Below are 19,808 nucleotides of genomic sequence, written 5' to 3' on the forward strand. Positions count from 1 at the left end.
TCAGCGATCCTTCGGGTCCAGAGCGTCACGCAAACCGTCACCGATGAAGAACATGGTGATGATGATTGCGACGTAGAAAGTCAGGGGGAACAACAGTTGCCACAAAGTTCCATAGCCCATGGTTCCCGCACCTTCGGCGATCAGGCGACCAAGCGAGGTATAGGGTTCAGAAATACCCAGCCCGAGGAACGAGATGAAACTCTCGGTCAGGATCATTTCGGGAACCAGCAGCGACGCGTATACGATAACGACCCCCAGCAGGTTAGGCAGGATGTGGCGATACATGATTGTAAACTCGCTGACACCAGCGGCACGTGCCGCCTCAATGAACTCGCGGTTCTTAAGGGTCAGCGTTTGCCCCCTTACGATCCGGGCCATGGTCAGCCACCCGACCGCACCGAGGGCGATGAACAGCATCACGAACGACCGTCCTGCAACAACAAGCAGAAGAATGATGACCAGCGTCGCAGGAATCGCCAGCAGGATATCGACAAAGCGCATCATGGCGCCGTCGGTGCGGCCCCCAATGTACCCGGCGGTGATACCGTAGCATGTGCCGACGATGAGAGCTGTGGCGGCACCGATCAGACCCACCAGCAGGGACGTTGTCGTCGCCTGAATGACGCGGCTGTATAGGTCGCGCCCAAGGTCATCGACCCCAAAGTAGTGACCCGTCTCGATGGACGGCATGCCCATGCCGCGCACATCGCCCATGACGTTCCAGTCGATCTCTTCGTTGTTCCAGACCGCGAAGTAAGGCCCGATGATCGTGAAAAGAACGATTAGACCCAGAATGAAAAGGCTCGCCATTGCGGCCTTGTTGCGGACAAAACGCATACGCGCGTCTTGCCAGAGAGAACGCCCCTGAATGACCGTGTAGTCTGTGACATCGTCGGCCAATTGGGCGGCTTTTTGTGATTTTCCAAGCATTGCCAGCCCCTCAGTAGCGGATTTTCGGATCGAACCAGGCATAAGCCAGATCGGTCAGCAGGTTCACGAGGACAGTCAGAACGCCATAGAGGATCGTGACCCCCAACAGCACGGCATAGTCGCGCGACAAAGCAGACCCCACATAGGCCTGGCCCAGTCCACCAGTCGAGAAGTAGATGTCCACAAAAACAGAACCGGTTAGAACGTAAACGAAGACCGGCCCCAGATAGGACACGACGGGCAGCAAAGTCGGTTTAAGTGCGTGGCGCCAGATCACGGTTCTGGTCGGCAGGCCCTTGGCCCGAGCCGTACGGATGAAGTTCGAGTTCAGAACTTCCAGCATTGATGAGCGTGTGATCCGTGCGATCGAGCCCATGTAGGACGTCGCCAACGCGATCACCGGCATGATCAGGTACTGCCATTGACCGCCGTTCCAGCCACCGCCCGGCAGCCAGCCAAGCCACAAAGTGAAGGTCAGGATCAGGATTGGGCCCATGATGAAGTTCGGCAGCGCCTGTGCCGCAATACCCAGGCCGACAGCGAAATAGTCGATCCAGCTATTGTGTTTGATCGCGGCGGCAATCCCCAGTGCGACTCCAACGGATGTCGCCACCAGGAAGGAGAGCGAACCGTAGGTCAGCGAGATCGGGAAACCTTGCGCGATGATATCGTTCACGTCCCGGTCCTTGAATTTGAAGGACGGACCGAAATCGAAATGCACGACGATGTTGTAAAGGTAATCCCACAGCTGTTTCCACAGCGGTTGGTCCAGCCCGTACCGCGCCTCGATATTGGCCAGAACCGCGGGCGGCAGTGGCCGTTCCGAGGTGAAGGGTCCGCCTGGCGCGAAGTGCATCAAAAAGAAACTTGCGACGATCAGCAACAGGATCGTCGGAACGGCGGCCAACAACCGCCGGATGACATAGGCAAGCATTTCATGCCCCCAATTATTGGCTATGCCCCAGAGAAGCCTCCGGGGCATAGCGTGGTCTAAGGATGATTATTCGGCGACTTTGTAGAGGTTCTTGGAGTACCAGTTCTGCTCTACGTTATTGACCGGCCAGTTACCGACGTCGCTGTCCATCATGTAGACGCCAGCGTAGTGATAGATCGGGATAACGGGGGTCTCTTGCGCGATGATACGCTCGACCTCGGTGTACAGAGGTGCGGCGTCATCCGCCGTTTTGGCTTCGGCCAGCAGTTCATCAACGCGGGCGTTGTTGTACTTGCCGTCGTTATAGCCAGAGTCTGACTGAAGCAGGTCAAGGAAGGTCGAGGCTTCGTTGTAGTCGCCACACCATGCGCCACGGGCCAGATCAAAGTTCTGGTTGCCGCGCTCTTCCAGGAAGATTTTCCATTCCATGTTGGCCAGCTCGGCGTTGACACCCAGCTTTTGCTTCCACATCTGGCTCAGCGCGACGGCAACTTTCTTGTGGGCTTCCGAGGTGTTGTAAACCATCTCAAAGCTCAATGGGTTGTCGGGGCCGTAGCCAGCTTCTGCCAGCAGTTCTTTTGCCAACTCGTCACGCTCGGCCTGAGACATCGAGGCCATTTCTACGTCCGGAACATCAAAACCAGCAGTTGCTGCGGGTGCAAAGGTGTAAGCCTGAGGCTGACCACCTGCCATAATGTTCTCAGTGATGATCTTACGGTCTACGGCAAGCGAAAGGGCCTGACGGACGTTGGGATCCTTGAAGGCTTCCGGGCCGCCTTCGGACAGGTTGAACGTGTAGTAGTAGTTACACAGGCGGGGGAAGCTGATTGCCTCTTCCGGATGCTCTTTCTGCAGACGTGGGAACTGACCAGCGGGTACTTCGGTGCGGTCCAGCTCGCCTGCCAGGTAACGGGTCAGGGCGACGTTCTCATCGTTGATGACCAAGGCCACAACTTTGTCGATGATTGTGTTGTCGTTGTCCCAGTAGTTTTCGTTCCGCTCACGGACCGAACGTTCTTGCGGAAGGTGCTCGGTCAGGACGTATGCGCCGTTCGAGACGATGTTCTCAGGCTTGGTCCATGCGTCGCCAAACTCTTCGATGACTTTCTGAGGGGCCGGGAAAGTGGTCGAGTGCGTGGTCATCTGCGCGAAATACGGCAGCGGCGCGCTCAGGGTGACTTCCAGCGTGTGGTCGTCGATGGCTTTGACACCCAGTTCGTCAACCGGCTTTTCGCCAGCGATGATTTCGGATGCGTTCTCGATCGACATCAGTTCCATGAACCACGCGTACGGCGAGGACAAGGCGGGATCGACGGCGCGTTTCCAGGCATAAACAAAGTCGCCTGCAGTCACCGGATCACCGTTTGACCACTTCGCTTCGTCGCGCAGGGTAAAGGTGTAAACGTCTTTAGTGTCGTTGGTCGTGTAACCTGTGGCAACGCCGGGAACGAGGTTGCCGTCTTCGTCCTGGTTCATCAGGCCTTCGAACAGGTCACGGACGATCTCGGCGCCGGAAACATCTTCAACAACCTGCGGGTCGACCGAGCTGTGCTCGTCAAGGATACGATAGGTGAAGGTCTGATCATCAGCCAATGCTTCGCCAGTTTCCGGATGGGTTCCTGCCGCAAAAGCAGCGCCGGCGATCATGGTCGAGGTCAGTAGCCCCGCCAGAGATGTCCGAATGTACTTGTTCATGTTTGTTTACTCCCATTTTTTGGCAACGCGCACGCACCCCTTTGGGATGGCGGCAGGCCACCATGTTTGTCCGACCCAGAAGCCGACCAGGACCGGTTCGAAATTTGCTTTTCAGATCGCAATGGCCACCGCGTCGCAGTCTTTCGGTTTGTAGTCGGGAACGTGTTTGCGAAAGTCGCCTTTCACTGTGGCAGAAGGTGACACCATTTCAAAAAAGGTTAAACCCTTTGCCTTAATATTGGGCAACCAGAGGTGGATTGTGAATGAAACCGGGGATGTCTCGGAAATTTTATGCTGAAACACGCAGGCTTCGTGACATTTTCGTGAAGGCTGCAGTTTTCAGTTTTCCGGTTTCCGCGGCGTAATGATTCTCCGCCAAGCATTTCGCTAGGGCGAATCGCTACCGGGTCAATGCCTGTTGAAGGCTCTTGCTCGGAAAGCATGTCGCCGCGCGCCCACTTGTCTGCTGCCATCGACCAATCGACCGCCGCGTCTTGAAGCCGGGTAGCCCATCCGCCCCGCCGACATCATGCCCCTCTTGTTCCAGCCTACGCTGCATGGTTGCGATGTCAGAGCGGTACATGCTGTCAATCTTTCCCCAGCGCCCGCGAAAATCTGGGACACCGTATTGAATGCGATCTCCGACATGACCAACGAATAGGGCGTAAAGGTCGCTCTTATTGTATTCCTTCAGGACATAGAAATTCGGAGTCACGAGAAAAGCCGGGCCGTGTCGCCCGGCTGGCATCATCAGATAGCCCTCACCCTTTTGTTCATGCTCAGGATACGGCTTGCCCGATACCCGTTTGATACCCATTGCCGCCCAGTCCCGAATGGGTTTCCCTTGATCGGGGCCCTCCAGCGCGCAAGACACTGTTTCCGGTACAAAAACTTCGAACCCCCAGTCGCGACCGCTTACCCAGCCATGCTGCGCCAAGTAGTTCCCGATCGAGGCAATCGTATCCTCGCCCGAGGTCCAGATGTCGGCTTTTCCGTCACCGTTCCCGTCCGCGGCATAGGCCAGATAGTTTGAGGGCATGAATTGTGGTTGACCCAAAGCACCCGCCCAACTGCTTTTCATCGCACCCGGCGGTGCGGCTCTGGCTTCGGCGATTTGCAGCGCGGCGATCAGTTCCTGCGTGAAGTATTCCGCGCGGGTACTCATGAACCCTTTGGTACCCAGTACCTGAAACATGTCGTGCCGGATGGGCACCTGACCATAGCCGCTTTCCCGGCCCCAGATGGCCAGAATGATGCGCGCGGGGACGCCGGTTTCAGCCTCGACGCGGGACAACGTTGATGCGTATCGTCGAGCCATTTGTCGTCCGACCGATGTTGCACCCTGCACCGTCCCCGCATTGAAATAGCGCGCCGGCGACCCGAACTCAGCCTGTTTTTGCTGTTTCGGGGTGTTCGCTTGTTGGCCGGGCGGCACTAGATCCGGCAGTTTCCAATTAAGCGTAACCCCATCAAAAGCCTGCCGCATCGTGCGACGCGAAACCCCCTTTGCCTTGGCCATCGGCCAGACCGTTTCGTTCAACCATAACTGGAATTGTTTCTCGACCGCGTCCCTGTCTTGTGCGGTCGCGCTTGTTGTCAGGCACAAAAGGCCGAGGGCAAATACAATCCAACGCATTGGGCAAAGGCTGGCGGGACTGGGCGGTTGAGTCAACTCAGAGATTAGTCTGTGCCTCAACGCGCAAATGATCATTCAAAACGGTCAAGTCCCTGTTGATCCGGAAAAATCCTTGAGAAATTTTACGCCTCTGTCGATAGTTGGCCAAAAGGATCGCTCAGGAGGGCAATCACGCGTGGCACTATCCCGCTTGTCACATGGCACGCTGTCGGCGCTTGTCTCAGCCGCTTTGGTTGTTGCAACGGCAGCGACTGCAAGCGCGAGCGACAGCTTCATGGACCCGCAGGGCCCGATCGCGGCTGTTCAAAAGGTACACCTATTGCGAGCGACAGCGCTTATCCTGATCGCAGTCGTCCCGGTTCTTGTGCTCGTCCCGTTGATCGCTCTTCGTTACCGGCGGCGCAAGGATGGTCACGCCGTGTACAAGCCCAAATGGGATTTCTCAGGTCGCCTGGAATTTGTCATGTGGGGTGTACCCGTCGTGATTGTGGCGCTTTTGTCTTTTTACCTTTGGAAAGCGACACACCGTCTTGATCCCTACTCGGCTGCTTTTGGCGAAACACCTGCGCTCAATGTGCAGGTCGTGGGTTTGGATTGGAAATGGCTGTTCATCTATCCCGACCTGGGCATTGCCAGCGTGGGAGAGCTTGGCATCCCGGTCAAACAACAGGTCGCAATGACGCTGACGACGGACACAGTGATGCAATCTTTCATGATCCCGGCACTGGCCGGCCAGATTTACGCTATGCCCGGTATGACGACCAAGCTGCATCTCGTATCGGATGCGCCGGCTACGATGCAGGGGGAAAACACTCAGTATAACGGGCGCGGGTTCACCAAGCAGAAGTTCCAGACCCTCGCCATGCCGGCCGATGAATTCACCGCGTGGGTGGAAAAGGTACGCAGCAACGGTATTGCGTTGGATGACGAAACCTATCGGGTTTTGGCGATGCGGTCAGATAGGGATGAGGTTCAGGTCGCCTTAGGTACACCGCAAATGCCTGATAACGCGTTGTATTTCACGCTTGATAACAAGGGATTGTTCAATTCCATCGTGCATCGTTATCACGGTGGCGAGGCGCTATCGACCGATCAACAACCTGGGACCGTAGAATTCGGGCAGGAGGCGCCCAAATGACCACCGCCGACTCCGCCTTTTTCGGACGTCTGAGCTGGGACGCGTTCCCACTGGCCGGACTTATCCAGAACCCCAATACCAATGAGATTGTTGCTAACGCGGCAGCGGCCATTGTGATTGTCGGTGTCATTATTGTGGTCGGGGCGCTGACCTGGTTTCGCCTGTGGGGGCCTTTGTGGCGCGATTGGTTGACCAGTGCCGATCACAAAAAGATCGGTATTATGTACATCGTCTTTGCAATCGTCATGCTGGCGCGCGGAGTGCTGGAGGGCGTGGTCATGCGCGCCCAGCAAGCGGCCGGGCCGGGTGAGGGTTTCCTTGAGGCCGAGCATTTCGCAGAACTATTCAGCACCCATGGCACGATTATGATCTTTTTCGTGGCCGTCCCTTTTGTGTTCGGCCTTGCGAATTTTCTGATCCCGCTCATGATCGGCGCGCGCGATGTCGCCTTTCCCGTGATGAACCAGATCAGTCTGGGCCTGACTGTTTCGGCTGGGATGATGCTGATGGTCTCATTGGTGGTCGGAGAGTTCTCGACCGGTGGCTGGACGGCCTATCCCCCCTATACCGGTGCCGCATTCAATCCGGGGGTAGGACCCGACTACTGGATCTGGGCCATAGTTGTATCCGGTATTGGGACAACTCTGACCGGCATAAACTTTGCGGTCACGATCTACAAGCTGCGCGCACCCGGGATGAAGTTCATGCGGTTGCCGATGTATTGCTGGACGATCATCTGCAGCTCGATCCTGATTGTCTTTGCGATGCCGCCGCTGGGTGTCGCCGCGTTGATGCTGGCTGCGGACAGGTATCTGGATTTTCACTTTTTCACCAACGACCTTGGTGGCAACATGATGAACTACGCCAACCTGTTTTGGCTGTTCGGCCACCCTGAGGTCTACCTTCTGGTTCTGCCCGCATACGGCATCTATTCCGAGGTGTTCGCGACATTTTCGGCAAAGCGTCTGTATGGCTACAACTCGCTGGTCATTGCCACGATGTCGATTGCGGTTCTGTCGTTCACCGTTTGGCTGCACCATTTCTTCACCATGGGCCAAAGCGCGTTGATCAACGCGGTGTTTGGCATCGCCACTATGCTGATCGCGATCCCGACCGGTGTGAAAGTTTATGACTGGATGGCGACCTTGTTCCGTGGGCGTATCCGGTTTTCGGTTCCGATGCTCTATGGTCTGGCGTTCCTGATGCTGTTCGTAATCGGCGGGCTGTCTGGTGTGATACTCGCGAACCCGACTGTGGATTATCAGGTCCACAACACGCTGTTCTTGGTTGCCCATTTCCACAACGTTCTGCTGCCGGGTGTACTGTTCGGGTTGCTCGCCGGATACAACTATTGGTTCCCCAAAGCCTTTGGATTCCGTCTGAATGAGTTCTGGGGCCGCGTCTCGGTCGCGCTGTGGACGGTGGGTTTTATGCTGACATTCCTGCCGCTTTATTTCGTCGGTCTGATGGGCATGCCACGCCGGTCGTTCAGTTGGGAGGACCCCAGCTTTCACCCATACATGATCATCGCTGTAATCGGCGCGCTGGTCATTCTTGGGGCCCTGCTGTCGGTGGTCGTTCAGCTTTGGGTCAGCATCCGAGAACGAGACAAAATGCGCGTACCGGTCGGAGATCCATGGGACGCGCGCACGCTGGAATGGTCAATCCCGGCCCCGCCACCGCCTTACAACTTTGCCATCATCCCGCAGGTCACAGACCGAGACAACTTTGCCGCCGCGAAAGAGCGTGGCAACGCATACCCGTCACCGGATGCTTACGAGGATATCTCGGTGCCTCTCAACACTGGGATCGGGTTCATCCTCTGTGTTCTTAGCGGTGTATGGATGTTTGCGCTGGTCTGGTGGATTTGGTGGCTGGCCGTGCTGGCAACCGTTCTGATGCTCGGCGCCTTTATCGCGTGGACATTCAAGACCGAAACCGAACGCGTTGTTCCGGCGGATGAGGTCCGAAGAGAGCACGAGGCATGGTTGGATTTGGTGCACAGCGCCACACCTGTTGATCGTGACCACGAAACGGCCCCGGAAAATCGCGGCCTCGCCGCCCCTGATCTGGAGGCCGTGACATGAAGCGCGCGCCCAGACACAGCTATCCCGGCCTGAACCTTGGACGGCGTCACGCAAGCGCTGACAAAGCTAGCGAGGTCGTCACCTTCGGTTTCTGGGTCTTTTTGATGAGCGATCTTGTCTATTTCGGCCTGATGTTTGCCATCTACATCACCATGATCGACGCCCAGGCCGGTGGTCCGGGGCCACATGAGCTGTTCGACCTGAAAAGCATTTTTGCGCAAACCATGATCCTTTTGACCAGCAGTCTCACGGTGGGTCTGGCGATGCTTGCGCTCAAGTACAACCTGCCGCGATGGCGGATCGTGTTTTGGTTCTCGGTCACGCTGGTTCTTGGTCTGTGCTTTCTGGTTCTGGAAATTCGCGACTTTATGACGATGGCCGAAAAGGGGGGTATCCCGCAACGCAGTGGCTTCCTGTCGGCGTTTTACGGGTTGGTGCCCCTGCACGGGCTGCATGTTGCCGCCGGGTGTCTTTGGCTGGTCGTGTTGGGGATTCAGCTGCGGATTTTTGGTCTCACCGATCTGCTAATGTCGCGCGTGGTGCGGCTGGCGCTGTTCTGGCATTTTCTTGATCTGATCTGGATCGGCATCATCACGATCGTTTATTTCGGAGGGCTTACCTATGGATAAACGCAGCGAAATGCACCGCCGCGAGCGTCGCCGCTATGTAATCGGATATGGCGGGTCGCTGTTACTGACTTTCGCTGTGTTCGGGATCGCTTACCGATACGGGATCGAGACGAAGGGCGTTTATCTGACCATAGCGCTGCTTGGATTGGCGCAGTTGATCGTTCAATTGGTCTATTTTCTTCACATCGACCGGCGGCGCAGCAGCCGTGAGGATTTGGACCTTATCCTGTTCTCAACGCTTGTGCTGCTGATCATCATCCTCGGCACGGTCTGGATCATGGGCAATCTGGCCGTTCGGATGCATACCATCCCGATGTAACAGCCGACGAAACCAAACGAAGGGGGCAGGTTCATGAAATCGATAAAGCTCGTCGGTGCCATTTGCATCATAGGCGCAATCGCCGCTGGCCTGTTGCTATATTGGCGTCATCAAGAGCGATACCCCTCGACCGACGACGCCTATGTTGGGGCCAACATCATCTACGTTGCTCCGCAGGTTACAGGACAGGTGGCTGACGTTCTGGTAGAGGAAAACCAACCCGTAAAACATGGGGACCTGCTGTTCACAATCGATGACACGCAGTTCAAGGCGTCGGTCGATCAGGCCAAGGCCAATCTGGACAGCGCGGTGCAGCAGGCAGAGTCTTACTCCACTCAGATTGCAGCTGCGCAGGCCTCTGTCGAAAGTGCGCAATCGGCTTACAACACGGCGCAAAGCAATCTGGAACGTGCCAAGGCACTGTTTGCGACGGGTGATCTGGCACAGGCCTCGCTGGATCAGACCAGCTCTGATTTCGCTCAGGCGGCAGCCCAACTGACCACCAGCCAGTCCAGCTTGCTTGCCTTGCAAAGCGGGTTGGCGGCCAAACAGGATGATATTCTGTCCTCACAAGCGCAGGTAGAGATTGCGCAGGCCAATCTGAACTGGACCAAAGTTTTTGCGTCAGCGGACGGGTGGATTGCCAATCTGACCCTCAGACCCGGATCTTCGGTCTCTGCCAATGCGCCACAGTTTTCGATTGTCGAGTCCTCTGACTGGTGGGTCGACGCCAATTTCAAAGAAACGTCCTTGCCGCGTATCCGCCCCGGTCAGCCCGTCACTGTAAAGGTCGATATGCTGCCCGGTATAACCCTGACCGGCAAGGTCGCATCCATTGGGCGAGGATCGGGGGACACCTTCTCGCTTTTGCCTTCCGAGAATGCCAGTGGGAACTGGGTCAAGGTTACGCGCCGCTTCCCGGTTCGGGTTGAACTCGATCCAACGGACGCGCCGCTGCGCGTCGGGGGCAGCAGCAAGGTGACCGTCGACACCACCGTTTCTCAGGCTGATAAATGACCTCTAGGGCGGCAAGCCGCGTCAATCCGGTGATCGTGATCGCCGTGGTCCTGAGCGCCATACTCGAAGTGCTCGACAGCACCATCGTCAACGTGGCGCTGCCGCATATTCAGGCCGCGTTTGGCGCAACGACCGATCAGGCCACCTGGATTTTGACCAGCTATATCGTCTCGGCCGTTGTGGTTATGCCGCTGACCGGGTTTGTTGCCCGCCGGGTCGGACGCCGCCGTCTGATCCTGACTGCCGTTACTGGATTTGCCACCATGTCGGTTATGTGTGGCCTATCGTGGAGCCTTGAGACCATTGTCGCCTTTCGCCTTGCTCAAGGCATGTTTGGTGCGTTTCTCATACCGCTGTCTCAATCCATTCTGTTCGACGCTTTCCCGCGCGAAAAACGCGGTCAGGCTATGGCTGTATTCGGCCTGGGTGTTGTCGTTGCCCCGGTTTTGGGTCCGACGGTCGGTGCAATCCTGACCGAGTACTTCTCGTGGCGGATGGTGTTCTTCGTCAACCTTCCGGTAGCCGCAATGGCCCTGCTTTTGCTGGCCGGAGAATTGCCCGAAGACGAAACCGAAGAGGTGCGCATCGACTGGGCAGGCCTTGCCCTTTTGGCGATCGGGATCGGCTGTCTGCAATTTGTGCTGGATCAGGGCGAAACCAAGGATTGGTTGTCATCCCGCGTCATTCAGGTGGCGGTCATCGCCTCGGTTCTGGGAGCGTTGGGGTTCATCGCGCATGTCCTGACCACAGAAAAGCCTGTGGTTGATTTGCGTTTCTTCGCGGACCGGAATTTCGCGCTGTGCAATCTGGTGATTGCCGGTTTTGCCATCTCATTGTTCGGCGGCATCGCGATCCTGCCGACTTTCGTCCAGAACCTACTGGATTATCCTGTGATTACATCCGGGCATCTTTTCATCCCACGCGGCATCGCGGCCGGTATATCGATGGTGTTGACCGGCGCTGTTCTGGTTACACGGTTCGATCCGCGCGTGCTGGCCGGGCTGGGAATGTTTCTGACCGCTGTCAGCAATTTCATGATGGGATCGCTCAACATGGATGCCGGGTTTTGGGAGCTGGCGTGGCCCGGCGCAGTCAGCGGGCTGGGCATGGGCCTTGTGTTTGTGCCGATGTCTATATTGGCCTTCGAGAGCATCTCAAAATCCCGTCAGGACGAGGCCTCGGGCCTGTTCAACGTAACCCGGCAACTGGGATCGTCGGTCGGCATCTCGCTTGTTGGAACCTGGGTCGTGCGCGGGCTGCAAACAAATACAGCCGTTCTTAGCCAGAATGTGACGCCCTATAACCCTGCGGCACAGGCCTATCTTGCGCCCCTGAATCTGACGCCGGACAGCGCGCAGGGGGCGGCCATTCTGGGACAGCAGATCGCAGAGCAGGCCGAGCTGATCTCATACCTGACCGTTTTCAACAACCTTGGGCTTTTGGCGTTGGCCACCATCCCGTTGCTGTTCTTCTGCAAGGCTCCCAAGCCGGGAACTCAAGCGTCTGTACCTGCGCATTAACTCAGCAGTAACAGCCCCAAAGCCAGAGCCGTCCAGCACAACCCGAGACTGAGGACGATGTTGCCAGCGGCCAACGCGATGGTTCGTTCGCGTCTCAGTTCCAGCGACTGATAGGCAAAACTGGAAAAGGTCGTGAAGCCGCCGCAAAAGCCGAAGACGAGGCGCTTTTCCTCTTCGCCCATCTCGACGGCCCCCCCCAAATACCCAATCCACAGACCCAACAGCAAACTGCCCAGAACATTAACGATCAGTGTGGAAAAGGGTAGGTCATGAACAACCCGCAGCGCGATCCAGTGGCGTAGGACCGCTCCTAGCCCGCCGCCCAGGCCGAACATGGCGTGCAGATAAAGCTCGCTCATTCCGAGGCACCCCGCAGGTGAACGCGGCGTCCGATAGCCTCACCCAGAATGGCGGTGGCCAGTCCAACCGCAATCTCCAATGCGGCGGCTGAAGCGGCGACCCAGATGTTGGACAGGGCTAATCGTTCCAGATCGGCGACAAAAGAGGAAAAAGTAGACAGGCCTCCGCAAAACCCGACTGCACCAAGATGCAGCACATGGGCATGAATGCGGTGGCGTACCGAATAAAGCCAGCCAAGGATGAAACACGCGACGACGTTAATGCCAAATGTCTGTGTCAGAAACACCGCGCCGGGGATTGTCACTGAGAACATTTCGCGCAGCAGCGAACCGGCTGCCCCACCGATAAAAACGGCCACAAACATCAAAGCCGTGGTGCGAACATTCGTTCGTTTCTGTGTCACAAACTGTTGTCCTGCCCTGATGCCATCTGTTCGGGCATAATGGCAGACGATATGCGGATCAACCGCTGGTGAATTGAGTGGCGGAATTCACATGTTCGCCCGTTTGCGTGAGCGTGTCCGCAAAGGCTTGCAATTCAAAGCCGATTTGCCCCAGTTTTGGCACATGACGCGCCCGCTACAGCCGACCAGAAACCAAGCCATTCCGGGAGAGTACGAATGATTGTACGCAGACTCTACTATGTCCTGACCTATGTGTGTCTGCCGCTGACCTTGCTGTGGGGCTTCTACTGGCCACCTGCCCATTGGTTGTTGGTGCTGCTTGTCCCGTACGCCCTGATCGGCCTGTATGACATGCTGACAACCAAGCACAACGTGCTGAACAACTACCCGGTTCTGGGACATTTCCGCTACATGCTGGAATTCGTCAGCCCGGAAATCCGCCAGTATTTTGTGGAAACGAACGAAAGCGGCCGTCCGTTCAACCGGATCGTACGTTCCCTTGTCTATTCGCGTGCCAAAGGGCAGGTGGATACGCAGGCCTTCGGCACCCAGTACGACATCATGACGGTCGGTTATCACCGGGCCAACCACTCGCTGGCACCCAAGCATGTGGACGAAAGCGAAGAACGTGTGATGCTGGGTGGCCCGCAATGCTTGCAGCCTTACAGCGCGTCGCGATTAAACGTGTCAGCGATGAGTTTTGGTGCACTCAGCGCCAACGCGATCCGGGCACTGAACGGCGGGGCCAAGGATGGTGGTTTTGCCCATAACACCGGTGAAGGCGGGCTGTCCCCACATCACCTTGCCGAAGGTGGGGACATTATCTGGCAGATTGGTACTGGCTATTTCGGGTGTCGCACGCCCGAAGGCGGTTTCGACAAGGACAAGTTCGCGGAGAAAGCCAAGAATGAAGTCGTCAAAGCAATTGAGATCAAACTGTCTCAGGGGGCCAAGCCCTCGCATGGCGGGGTTTTGCCCGCGGCGAAAGTAGACAAGGAAATCGCCGAGATACGGGGTGTACCCGATCATCAGGACGTTATTTCCCCGCCGATACATTCGGCCTTCGAAGGACCGGCGGGCCTGATGCACTTTGTGCAGCACCTGCGGGAGATGTCAGGTGGCAAGCCCATCGGTTTCAAGCTTTGCATAGGTCGCCCGTCCGAGTTTATGGCGATTTGCAAAGCGATGCTGGAAACGGGCATTCTGCCGGATTTCATCACAATTGATGGTTCAGAGGGCGGCACTGGTGCGGCGCCGGTCGAATTTACCAACCGACTGGGTATGCCGCTGAACGAGGCGCTGATTTTTGTGAACAACTGCCTGCGCGGTGTCGGGCTGCGCGACAAGATCCGCATTATCTGTTCGGGCAAGGTGGCGACCGGCTACGACATGGTCGAAAAATTCGCCCTGGGCGCTGACATGTGCAACGCGGCCCGTGCAATGATGTTCGCTGTGGGCTGTATTCAGGCGCTGCATTGCAACACGAACCGTTGCCCATCCGGTGTTGCCACTCAGGACCCAATCCGGGGCAGGGCGGTTAACGTTCCGCAAAAACGTCAGCGCGTTCACCGTTTTCATGATGCGACCTTGGAAAGCTTCCGCGAACTCTTGGGTGCGATGGGCAAAGAGAAGGTTTCCGATCTGCGACCAGGCGATATTCGCCGCCGTACTGCGGATGAACGGGAACGGTCGTACGCCGAACTTTATACCTTCATCGAAGACGGGATATTGCTGACAGATAATGTCCCGACCGAGTTTGCTGCGGACTGGAAACTGGCCTCGGCCAATCACTTCTGATTTTTTTTGAAGCTGCCGCCAAGGATTGACGTTTCCGATCCGTCATACCCATCGTGATGCGCATAACAACATCGGATGAAGACCTGGCCAAAGCCGCTGCAGAAGGGGACGCTGACGCGTTTTCCACCCTTTTGCAGCGCCACTACGATCGGATCTATCGTCTGGCGTTTCGTCTGACAGGACGGGCGGATCAGGCCGAGGATCTGACCCAAGACATCTGCGCGGCGTTGCCTGGCAAAATCCTTGGATTCCGAGCTCAGGCAAAGTTCACGACCTGGCTGTATCGAGTTGTGGTCAATGCCGCCGAAGATGCGCGACGACGCAAAGCGAGCTACAGTCGCGCCGCCTCAGGCTGGGGCGATGTCGAACAGATGCGGCGCGCCGAAGCTGCAGACGCGGCCGAAGCGCTGGATTGGTTGCAGCGCGCCATGCGCAGTCTGCCGCCGGAGTTACAGGACACTCTGGCGCTTACGCTTGAGGACGAGATGACCCATGCCGAAGCTGCCACAGTTTTGGGGGTGTCCGAAGGCACTGTGTCCTGGCGGATGTCCGATATCCGCAAACGCCTGCGGGCCCTGCGACAAGAGGAATTGGCACAATGACCGATGATCTCGAGGACTTCAAAACCCTGATGGATGCGGCGACCCCGGCGCCGGATGCCGAGCGGCGGGCCGCGAATCTGGAACAGGCTCAGAAAAACTTCGCACGGGCCCAAGGATCACCAGCCGGAATGCGTCTGACTGTTAAGCGGGGCCTTTTGGTCCGCGTAACAGAAGGAGCCAAATCCATGTTGAATGCTTTGTCACATCGCGGTGCCTTGACCGCCACGACTGCGATCGCCGCAGTTGCGCTGATCATGATCGTCCCACAGGCCCGAGACATCGCCATAAGTCCGCAATCGCGCAGCGAAAGCCGCGTTACCGCACCCGAGGCCGATCTTGCAGAGCCCCTTGTCGAAGCCCCGGTGATTGTCGAAGAAAGCGCCGCACCCGCCCAGTCCAAGGTCGCAGCGCCCCAATTCGGCATAGCGGGTGGCATGGCAGAAAGCAGCGTGGGTTTGCGCGCGATGTCGGACGAAGTCGCCGTGGCTCGGGTGCGGCCAGAGATCGGCGTTGTCCCCGAACCTGACACCGAGGCTTTTGCCAACGCTGAAACCAATCCTCTTAAAGTTACCAGCGAAGAGCCTGTGTCCACCTTCTCGATCGACGTTGATACGGCGTCCTATGCGATTGTCCGGTCGTCTCTGATGCGCGGTCAACTGCCGCCAAACGAGGCCGTCCGGGTCGAGGAGATGGTGAACTATTTTCCGTATTCCTATCCCGCACCAGAAGGGGACGCGCCCTTTCGACCCACGATCACTGTGACGCCGACGCCATGGAATGACGGCACGCAGCTTGTTCACATCGGTGTACAAGGGGCCTTGCCGCAGCTCGAGGATCGACCGCCTTTAAACCTCGTCTTCCTGATCGACACATCCGGATCCATGCAAGATGAAAACAAGCTGCCTCTGCTTAAACAGTCCTTCCGACTTTTGCTGTCTGAACTAAGGCCGGAAGATCAGGTTTCGATCGTGACCTACGCTGGCAGCGCAGGTCAGATTTTGGAGCCGACGGCCGCATCAGAACGCGACAAGATTTTTGGTGCGCTCGACCAGCTAGCAGCAGGGGGGGCGACCGCCGGGCAAGCTGGGTTGCAGCAGGCCTATCATGTGGCTGAAAGCATGGCTGCAGACGGAGAAGTCACGCGCGTTATTCTGGCCACGGACGGTGATTTCAACGTTGGGCTGTCTGACCCAGATGCGCTCAAAGACTATATTGCGCGCAAACGGGACAGCGGCAAATTCCTGAGCGTTCTGGGCTTTGGGCGGGGCAACCTCGATGACGCCACAATGCAGGCTTTGGCTCAGAACGGGAATGGGCAGGCCGCCTATATCGATACGTTGAGCGAAGCGCGTAAAGTCTTGGTCGATCAATTGACTGGTGCTTTGTTTCCGATTGCGAATGACGTCAAGATACAGGTCGAGTTTAACCCGTCGCAAATCGCCGAATACCGCTTGATCGGCTATGAAACCCGCGCCCTGCGCCGCGAAGACTTTGCCAATGACAAGGTGGATGCGGGGGACATTGGCGCGGGTCATACGGTGACGGCGATTTACGAAGTCACCCCGGTCGGCTCTGATGCGATCCGCAATGATCCCTTGCGCTATGGCTCGCAAAAGGTGGGGGACGGATCGGATGAGATCGGGTTTTTCAAGCTGCGCTACAAAACGCCTGGGTCAGACAATAGCCAACTGATCGAACAGCCCATTTTCTCAGCGCAAGGCGACGCTTCTAACGACGTGCGTTTTGCGTATGCGATTGCGGGATTCGGGCAGCTATTGCGCGGTGGCACATATCTGAATGACTGGACATACGAGGACGCAATTGCCCTGGCAAACGCGACGCGAGGCGAAGACCCATTCGGCTATCGCGCCGAAGCAGTCACTTTGATGCGGTTGGCTGAAACGCTTTCGCAATGAGACCCGTCGGCGGGGTGAGGTGTCGCGCAGCGCCCCGCTGTCAAAATGACCTCTGGGTATTGGCCGCGTGGGAATTGATCCTGCGCACGCTCCATTCAACAGCATCTCGCATGGTTTTTCCCAAAGCCTCGTCAAAGGCTCTCACAAGATCCGGGGTCTTATCGCTGGCTGCGACGACATATTCGCGGAACGAGTCTGAGGCGATGATCTTGTCTTCGAACTCATCAATGATCTTGATGTTCATGCGAACTTCGACGCGAATGGCCGAGGATCCGTCAGCCCCCGCGACAACAAGGCCCTGAAATTCCCGTAGATCGGGTACAATGACATAGTCGGCCCGCAAGCCAACGGTCGAGCGTCCGACGGCCGCAACCTTGCCACTATTCTCATAGCTTTCGACAAGAAGCGCCTGAACGATCAGGGGGGCCCGGTCTACCCAACGGGCGCGCGGCAGATACTGCACCTGCAGCGGCGTTGGCTGAATAGCGATCTGATCGGTGTTGACTGCGGCGGTCGCGGTCGGCTCCTGTACAACGATCTGTTTTTGAATTCGCGGCAAGGACGACGAAAACGTACTTTTGGGGGTCAAAAGATATAAATCGTTGGGCTTAGATGCTTGACGCAGAGTGCCCAGACCCGTGCATGCACCCAGCGACACCAACGCCAGAACCAATAGAAACAGCCTGATCATTGGCGAAACTCCGATGCTTGGGTTCCCAGCAAAAAGCGTGCCGGGTCGCGTTCCAACTTGTCGACCAGCCGATCCAGGCTGATGACCAGCCGCTGTGACTCTTCAACAAATCGCGTGAACTGAGGAAGTCCAACGCGCAGGAAGTCGGACAGTTGCCGCCGGTTGTCCTGAACGATGCCATCGATGGTCCCGATCAGATCGGATGCGGACCGTGACGCGCTAAGGATATCGGTCGAGATGGCGTCCAGTTTCTCAGTCACGTTAGACACTGTCGTCGCGATTTGATTGGCAGCATTGCGGATGTCGTCCATGACTGCGCCGACATCATTGTTGATTACGTCGTTGGCCGAGTCGAACGCACGTTCTGCGGATGCCAAGGTGCTGTTTGCAGTGTCCATCGCCGCCGACACCGAGCCGAGCGTCTTGTTCGCATTCAGAAACGTTTCTGTGGCCGTTGCCAGGGCAACGCTGCCTTCATCGGATAGACCAGTCAGACGTTCGGCCAGTGTGGAAGCCCGTTCGATAAACGGCTTCACATCGTCACGAATAACCTCGTCCGCCGTCTCAATGGTGGTCTTGGCGCTGTCCAAGGCCGCGGTCGCGGACTCAGATGCAGTTTGCACGCTTTTGAGTGTCTCGGTGCCCGTCGTAAGGGTCGTCTCAGCCGTATCGGCCAGGGTTTCAAGCCGGGTTGTAAAGTCGCCCAGTTGCCGCGCTGCACCGCCCAGATCGGTCGAAAGGCTTTCAAAGTCCGACAGCGTCTTATCCAGTCTTCCAGACGCCGAGGCGAGATTGTCCAGAATTTCGCTAACAGATTGGCGATTTTTGTCGTCAACGACCTGATTCAGGCTTTCAAGCAGGGTGACCGCCTCATCAAGTACCTTGGGGGCGCCTTCAAACAGGGATTGAATAGCGCTGCGCTTGCTCTTAATGACGCTGTTTTCCGGCAAGCGCCGGTCGCCGCTTTTGCCACCTGTCAATTCCACATAACTGACACCGGTGACACCCAGAGACTGGAGCTGCGCAATGGTTTCTTCGGTGACCGGGATGTCAGCGTCGACCTCTAACCTGACCCGAACTTTTGACGGATCATCATCGTCTAGGTTCAAAGAAATCACCTGACCTACAGGCAGACCATTGAAGCTCACCCCACCCGCTGCAGACAGGCCGGATACGTTGTCAAACAGAACATCGTAATAGGCGTATTGCCGCGACACCTCGAACTTGGCCAGCCATAGGAAAAAGCCCAGGGCACCAAGGATGCCCGCAATGGTGAACGCACCGATCAGGATATAGTTTGCTCGGGTCTCCATAGCCTTTACCTGTCCTGCCCCTTCTCTTGCGCCGCGCGGGCCCGGGGGCCGGTGAAATATTCCTGCACCCAAGGATGGTCGACTTTGGTCATTTCTTCAATCGGACCTTCAACCAGCACGTGTTTTTCTGCGAGAACTGCGACCCTATCGCAAATGGCGTAAAGGCTATCGAGGTCATGTGTGACCATAAACACGGTCAAGCCCAGAGCATGCTGCAATTCGCCGATCAATTCGTCATAGGCGGCGGCTCCGATCGGGTCGAGACCAGCGGTGGGTTCATCCAAGAACACGATCTCGGGGTCTAACGCCAAGGCGCGGGCCAAGGCGGCGCGCTTGCGCATCCCTCCGGACAATTCGGACGGAAGTTTCCCGCAACTGAGTTGCGGCAGGCCAACAAGGCTGATCTTCAGGTTGCCAAGCGCGCACATCAGGCTTTCGCTGAGCCCCGTATGCTCGCGCAGCGGCGCCATTACGTTCTGCAAAACTGTCAGTGACGAGAATAACGCTCCGTCCTGAAAGGCGACGCCCCAACGGCGTTCGATTCGGCGGCGCTCTTCTTCGGGGCCATTCAGAACATCAACGCCCAGAACCTCGATACTGCCGGCGGCTGGTTTGTTCAGGCCGACAATCGTGCGGAGCAGTACGGATTTCCCGGTTCCCGACCCGCCAACGATGCCCAGCACTTCGCCACGCCATACATCCAGGTTCAGGTCCTGATGCACCACTTGTGGTCCGAACTGGTTTGTCAGGCCCCTCACGCGGATCACTGCCTCGCGCTGTGCGTCCGACTTTGAAGTCTGCTCAAGTGTCGTGCCGTCCAT

At 57.1% G+C, this 19,808-nt stretch carries 18 protein-coding genes; 9 read left to right on the forward strand and 9 right to left on the reverse strand.

Going from position 1 to position 19,808, the window contains the following annotated elements; translation table 11 throughout:
- The 4 genes from ACR0MV_RS06140 to ACR0MV_RS06155 form a co-directional block, all read right to left on the reverse strand.
- A complete protein-coding gene (locus ACR0MV_RS06140; protein ID WP_170429126.1) occupies positions 1 to 930 on the reverse strand; it encodes an ABC transporter permease subunit in 930 nt (309 codons plus the stop codon).
- A 10-nt stretch (positions 931 to 940) separates the two neighbouring features.
- Entirely contained in the window at positions 941 to 1,864 is a 924-nt protein-coding gene (gene oppB / locus ACR0MV_RS06145) for an oligopeptide ABC transporter permease OppB (protein WP_170429129.1), read from the reverse strand.
- Positions 1,865 to 1,930: 66 nt separating this feature from the next.
- Positions 1,931 to 3,559: a peptide ABC transporter substrate-binding protein gene (locus tag ACR0MV_RS06150; protein WP_480701376.1), complete on the reverse strand. Its 1,629-nt coding sequence runs from the start codon at positions 3,557 to 3,559 to the stop codon at positions 1,931 to 1,933.
- A 400-nt stretch (positions 3,560 to 3,959) separates the two neighbouring features.
- A complete protein-coding gene (locus ACR0MV_RS06155) occupies positions 3,960 to 5,195 on the reverse strand; it encodes a lytic murein transglycosylase (RefSeq protein WP_480701378.1) in 1,236 nt (411 codons plus the stop codon).
- 175 nt (positions 5,196 to 5,370) lie between these two features.
- On the opposite strand from ACR0MV_RS06155, the gene ACR0MV_RS06160 reads away from it, so the two are divergent.
- From ACR0MV_RS06160 to ACR0MV_RS06185, 6 genes are read left to right on the forward strand one after another with little or no spacing between them, the layout of a single operon-like run.
- A complete protein-coding gene (locus ACR0MV_RS06160) occupies positions 5,371 to 6,333 on the forward strand; it encodes a cytochrome ubiquinol oxidase subunit II (RefSeq protein WP_480701380.1) in 963 nt (320 codons plus the stop codon).
- Positions 6,330 to 8,420 (forward strand): cbb3-type cytochrome c oxidase subunit I, encoded by a 2,091-nt coding sequence (locus ACR0MV_RS06165; protein WP_480701381.1) that lies wholly within the window; start codon positions 6,330 to 6,332, stop codon positions 8,418 to 8,420. Before ACR0MV_RS06160 ends, ACR0MV_RS06165 begins: the two co-directional genes overlap by 4 nt.
- Positions 8,417 to 9,049: a cytochrome c oxidase subunit 3 gene (locus tag ACR0MV_RS06170; RefSeq protein ID WP_480701382.1), complete on the forward strand. Its 633-nt coding sequence runs from the start codon at positions 8,417 to 8,419 to the stop codon at positions 9,047 to 9,049. Before ACR0MV_RS06165 ends, ACR0MV_RS06170 begins: the two co-directional genes overlap by 4 nt.
- Positions 9,042 to 9,368, forward strand: coding sequence for a cytochrome o ubiquinol oxidase subunit IV (locus ACR0MV_RS06175; RefSeq protein WP_254445863.1), 327 nt, complete (start codon positions 9,042 to 9,044; stop codon positions 9,366 to 9,368). The genes ACR0MV_RS06170 and ACR0MV_RS06175 overlap by 8 nt, the downstream gene beginning before the upstream one ends.
- Positions 9,369 to 9,401: 33 nt before the next feature.
- A complete protein-coding gene (locus ACR0MV_RS06180; RefSeq protein WP_480701384.1) occupies positions 9,402 to 10,385 on the forward strand; it encodes an HlyD family secretion protein in 984 nt (327 codons plus the stop codon).
- Positions 10,382 to 11,905 (forward strand): DHA2 family efflux MFS transporter permease subunit, encoded by a 1,524-nt coding sequence (locus tag ACR0MV_RS06185; RefSeq protein ID WP_480701386.1) that lies wholly within the window; start codon positions 10,382 to 10,384, stop codon positions 11,903 to 11,905. Before ACR0MV_RS06180 ends, ACR0MV_RS06185 begins: the two co-directional genes overlap by 4 nt.
- On the opposite strand, the gene ACR0MV_RS06190 is transcribed toward ACR0MV_RS06185, so the two are convergent.
- Both ACR0MV_RS06190 and ACR0MV_RS06195 read right to left on the reverse strand, forming a co-directional pair.
- Positions 11,902 to 12,264 carry a fluoride efflux transporter FluC gene (locus tag ACR0MV_RS06190; RefSeq protein WP_170429151.1) on the reverse strand — a complete coding sequence of 121 codons (363 nt, stop codon included), beginning with the start codon at positions 12,262 to 12,264 and terminating at the stop codon, positions 11,902 to 11,904. The two genes, ACR0MV_RS06185 and ACR0MV_RS06190, sit on opposite strands and share 4 nt — an antisense overlap.
- The gene (locus ACR0MV_RS06195) at positions 12,261 to 12,668 is read right to left on the reverse strand and encodes a fluoride efflux transporter FluC (RefSeq protein WP_367647719.1); all 408 of its coding nucleotides are present in this window, start codon (positions 12,666 to 12,668) and stop codon (positions 12,261 to 12,263) included. Before ACR0MV_RS06195 ends, ACR0MV_RS06190 begins: the two co-directional genes overlap by 4 nt.
- A 216-nt stretch (positions 12,669 to 12,884) precedes the next feature.
- On the opposite strand from ACR0MV_RS06195, the gene ACR0MV_RS06200 reads away from it, so the two are divergent.
- The 3 genes from ACR0MV_RS06200 (at position 12,885) to ACR0MV_RS06210 (ending at position 16,983) form a co-directional block, all read left to right on the forward strand.
- Positions 12,885 to 14,465, forward strand: coding sequence for an FMN-binding glutamate synthase family protein (locus ACR0MV_RS06200; protein ID WP_480701388.1), 1,581 nt, complete (start codon positions 12,885 to 12,887; stop codon positions 14,463 to 14,465).
- A 62-nt stretch (positions 14,466 to 14,527) separates the two neighbouring features.
- The gene (locus ACR0MV_RS06205) at positions 14,528 to 15,067 is read left to right on the forward strand and encodes an RNA polymerase sigma factor (RefSeq protein WP_480701867.1); all 540 of its coding nucleotides are present in this window, start codon (positions 14,528 to 14,530) and stop codon (positions 15,065 to 15,067) included.
- Positions 15,064 to 16,983: a vWA domain-containing protein gene (locus ACR0MV_RS06210; protein ID WP_480701390.1), complete on the forward strand. Its 1,920-nt coding sequence runs from the start codon at positions 15,064 to 15,066 to the stop codon at positions 16,981 to 16,983. The genes ACR0MV_RS06205 and ACR0MV_RS06210 overlap by 4 nt, the downstream gene beginning before the upstream one ends.
- Before the next feature lie 40 nt (positions 16,984 to 17,023).
- On the opposite strand, the gene ACR0MV_RS06215 is transcribed toward ACR0MV_RS06210, so the two are convergent.
- Genes ACR0MV_RS06215 through ACR0MV_RS06225 form a run of 3 tightly spaced genes read right to left on the reverse strand, consistent with a single transcriptional unit; the run spans position 17,024 to position 19,808 of the window.
- The gene (locus ACR0MV_RS06215; RefSeq protein WP_480701391.1) at positions 17,024 to 17,674 is read right to left on the reverse strand and encodes an ABC-type transport auxiliary lipoprotein family protein; all 651 of its coding nucleotides are present in this window, start codon (positions 17,672 to 17,674) and stop codon (positions 17,024 to 17,026) included.
- Positions 17,671 to 18,987, reverse strand: a complete 1,317-nt coding sequence (locus ACR0MV_RS06220) for an MlaD family protein (RefSeq protein WP_480701393.1) — start codon at positions 18,985 to 18,987, stop codon at positions 17,671 to 17,673. Before ACR0MV_RS06220 ends, ACR0MV_RS06215 begins: the two co-directional genes overlap by 4 nt.
- Positions 18,988 to 18,992: 5 nt before the next feature.
- Positions 18,993 to 19,808 (reverse strand): ABC transporter ATP-binding protein, encoded by an 816-nt coding sequence (locus ACR0MV_RS06225; RefSeq protein ID WP_480701395.1) that lies wholly within the window; start codon positions 19,806 to 19,808, stop codon positions 18,993 to 18,995.

It is taken from the genome of Ruegeria sp. BC3 (assembly GCF_056539265.1).

Bases quoted from the DNA above. Each gene is read 5' to 3' on its own strand.
- ACR0MV_RS06175 (WP_254445863.1), top strand. From the start codon at position 9,042: ATGGATAAACGCAGCGAAATGCACCGCCGCGAGCGTCGCCGCTATGTA.
- ACR0MV_RS06190 (WP_170429151.1), bottom strand. From the start codon at position 12,264: ATGAGCGAGCTTTATCTGCACGCCATGTTCGGCCTGGGCGGCGGGCTA.
- ACR0MV_RS06215 (WP_480701391.1), bottom strand. From the start codon at position 17,674: ATGATCAGGCTGTTTCTATTGGTTCTGGCGTTGGTGTCGCTGGGTGCA.
- ACR0MV_RS06155 (WP_480701378.1), bottom strand. From the start codon at position 5,195: ATGCGTTGGATTGTATTTGCCCTCGGCCTTTTGTGCCTGACAACAAGC.
- ACR0MV_RS06200 (WP_480701388.1), top strand. From the start codon at position 12,885: ATGATTGTACGCAGACTCTACTATGTCCTGACCTATGTGTGTCTGCCG.
- ACR0MV_RS06225 (WP_480701395.1), bottom strand. From the start codon at position 19,808: ATGGACGGCACGACACTTGAGCAGACTTCAAAGTCGGACGCACAGCGC.
- ACR0MV_RS06140 (WP_170429126.1), bottom strand. From the start codon at position 930: ATGCTTGGAAAATCACAAAAAGCCGCCCAATTGGCCGACGATGTCACA.
- ACR0MV_RS06185 (WP_480701386.1), top strand. From the start codon at position 10,382: ATGACCTCTAGGGCGGCAAGCCGCGTCAATCCGGTGATCGTGATCGCC.
- ACR0MV_RS06150 (WP_480701376.1), bottom strand. From the start codon at position 3,559: ATGAACAAGTACATTCGGACATCTCTGGCGGGGCTACTGACCTCGACC.
- ACR0MV_RS06170 (WP_480701382.1), top strand. From the start codon at position 8,417: ATGAAGCGCGCGCCCAGACACAGCTATCCCGGCCTGAACCTTGGACGG.
- ACR0MV_RS06220 (WP_480701393.1), bottom strand. From the start codon at position 18,987: ATGGAGACCCGAGCAAACTATATCCTGATCGGTGCGTTCACCATTGCG.
- ACR0MV_RS06210 (WP_480701390.1), top strand. From the start codon at position 15,064: ATGACCGATGATCTCGAGGACTTCAAAACCCTGATGGATGCGGCGACC.
- ACR0MV_RS06165 (WP_480701381.1), top strand. From the start codon at position 6,330: ATGACCACCGCCGACTCCGCCTTTTTCGGACGTCTGAGCTGGGACGCG.
- ACR0MV_RS06180 (WP_480701384.1), top strand. From the start codon at position 9,402: ATGAAATCGATAAAGCTCGTCGGTGCCATTTGCATCATAGGCGCAATC.
- oppB (WP_170429129.1), bottom strand. From the start codon at position 1,864: ATGCTTGCCTATGTCATCCGGCGGTTGTTGGCCGCCGTTCCGACGATC.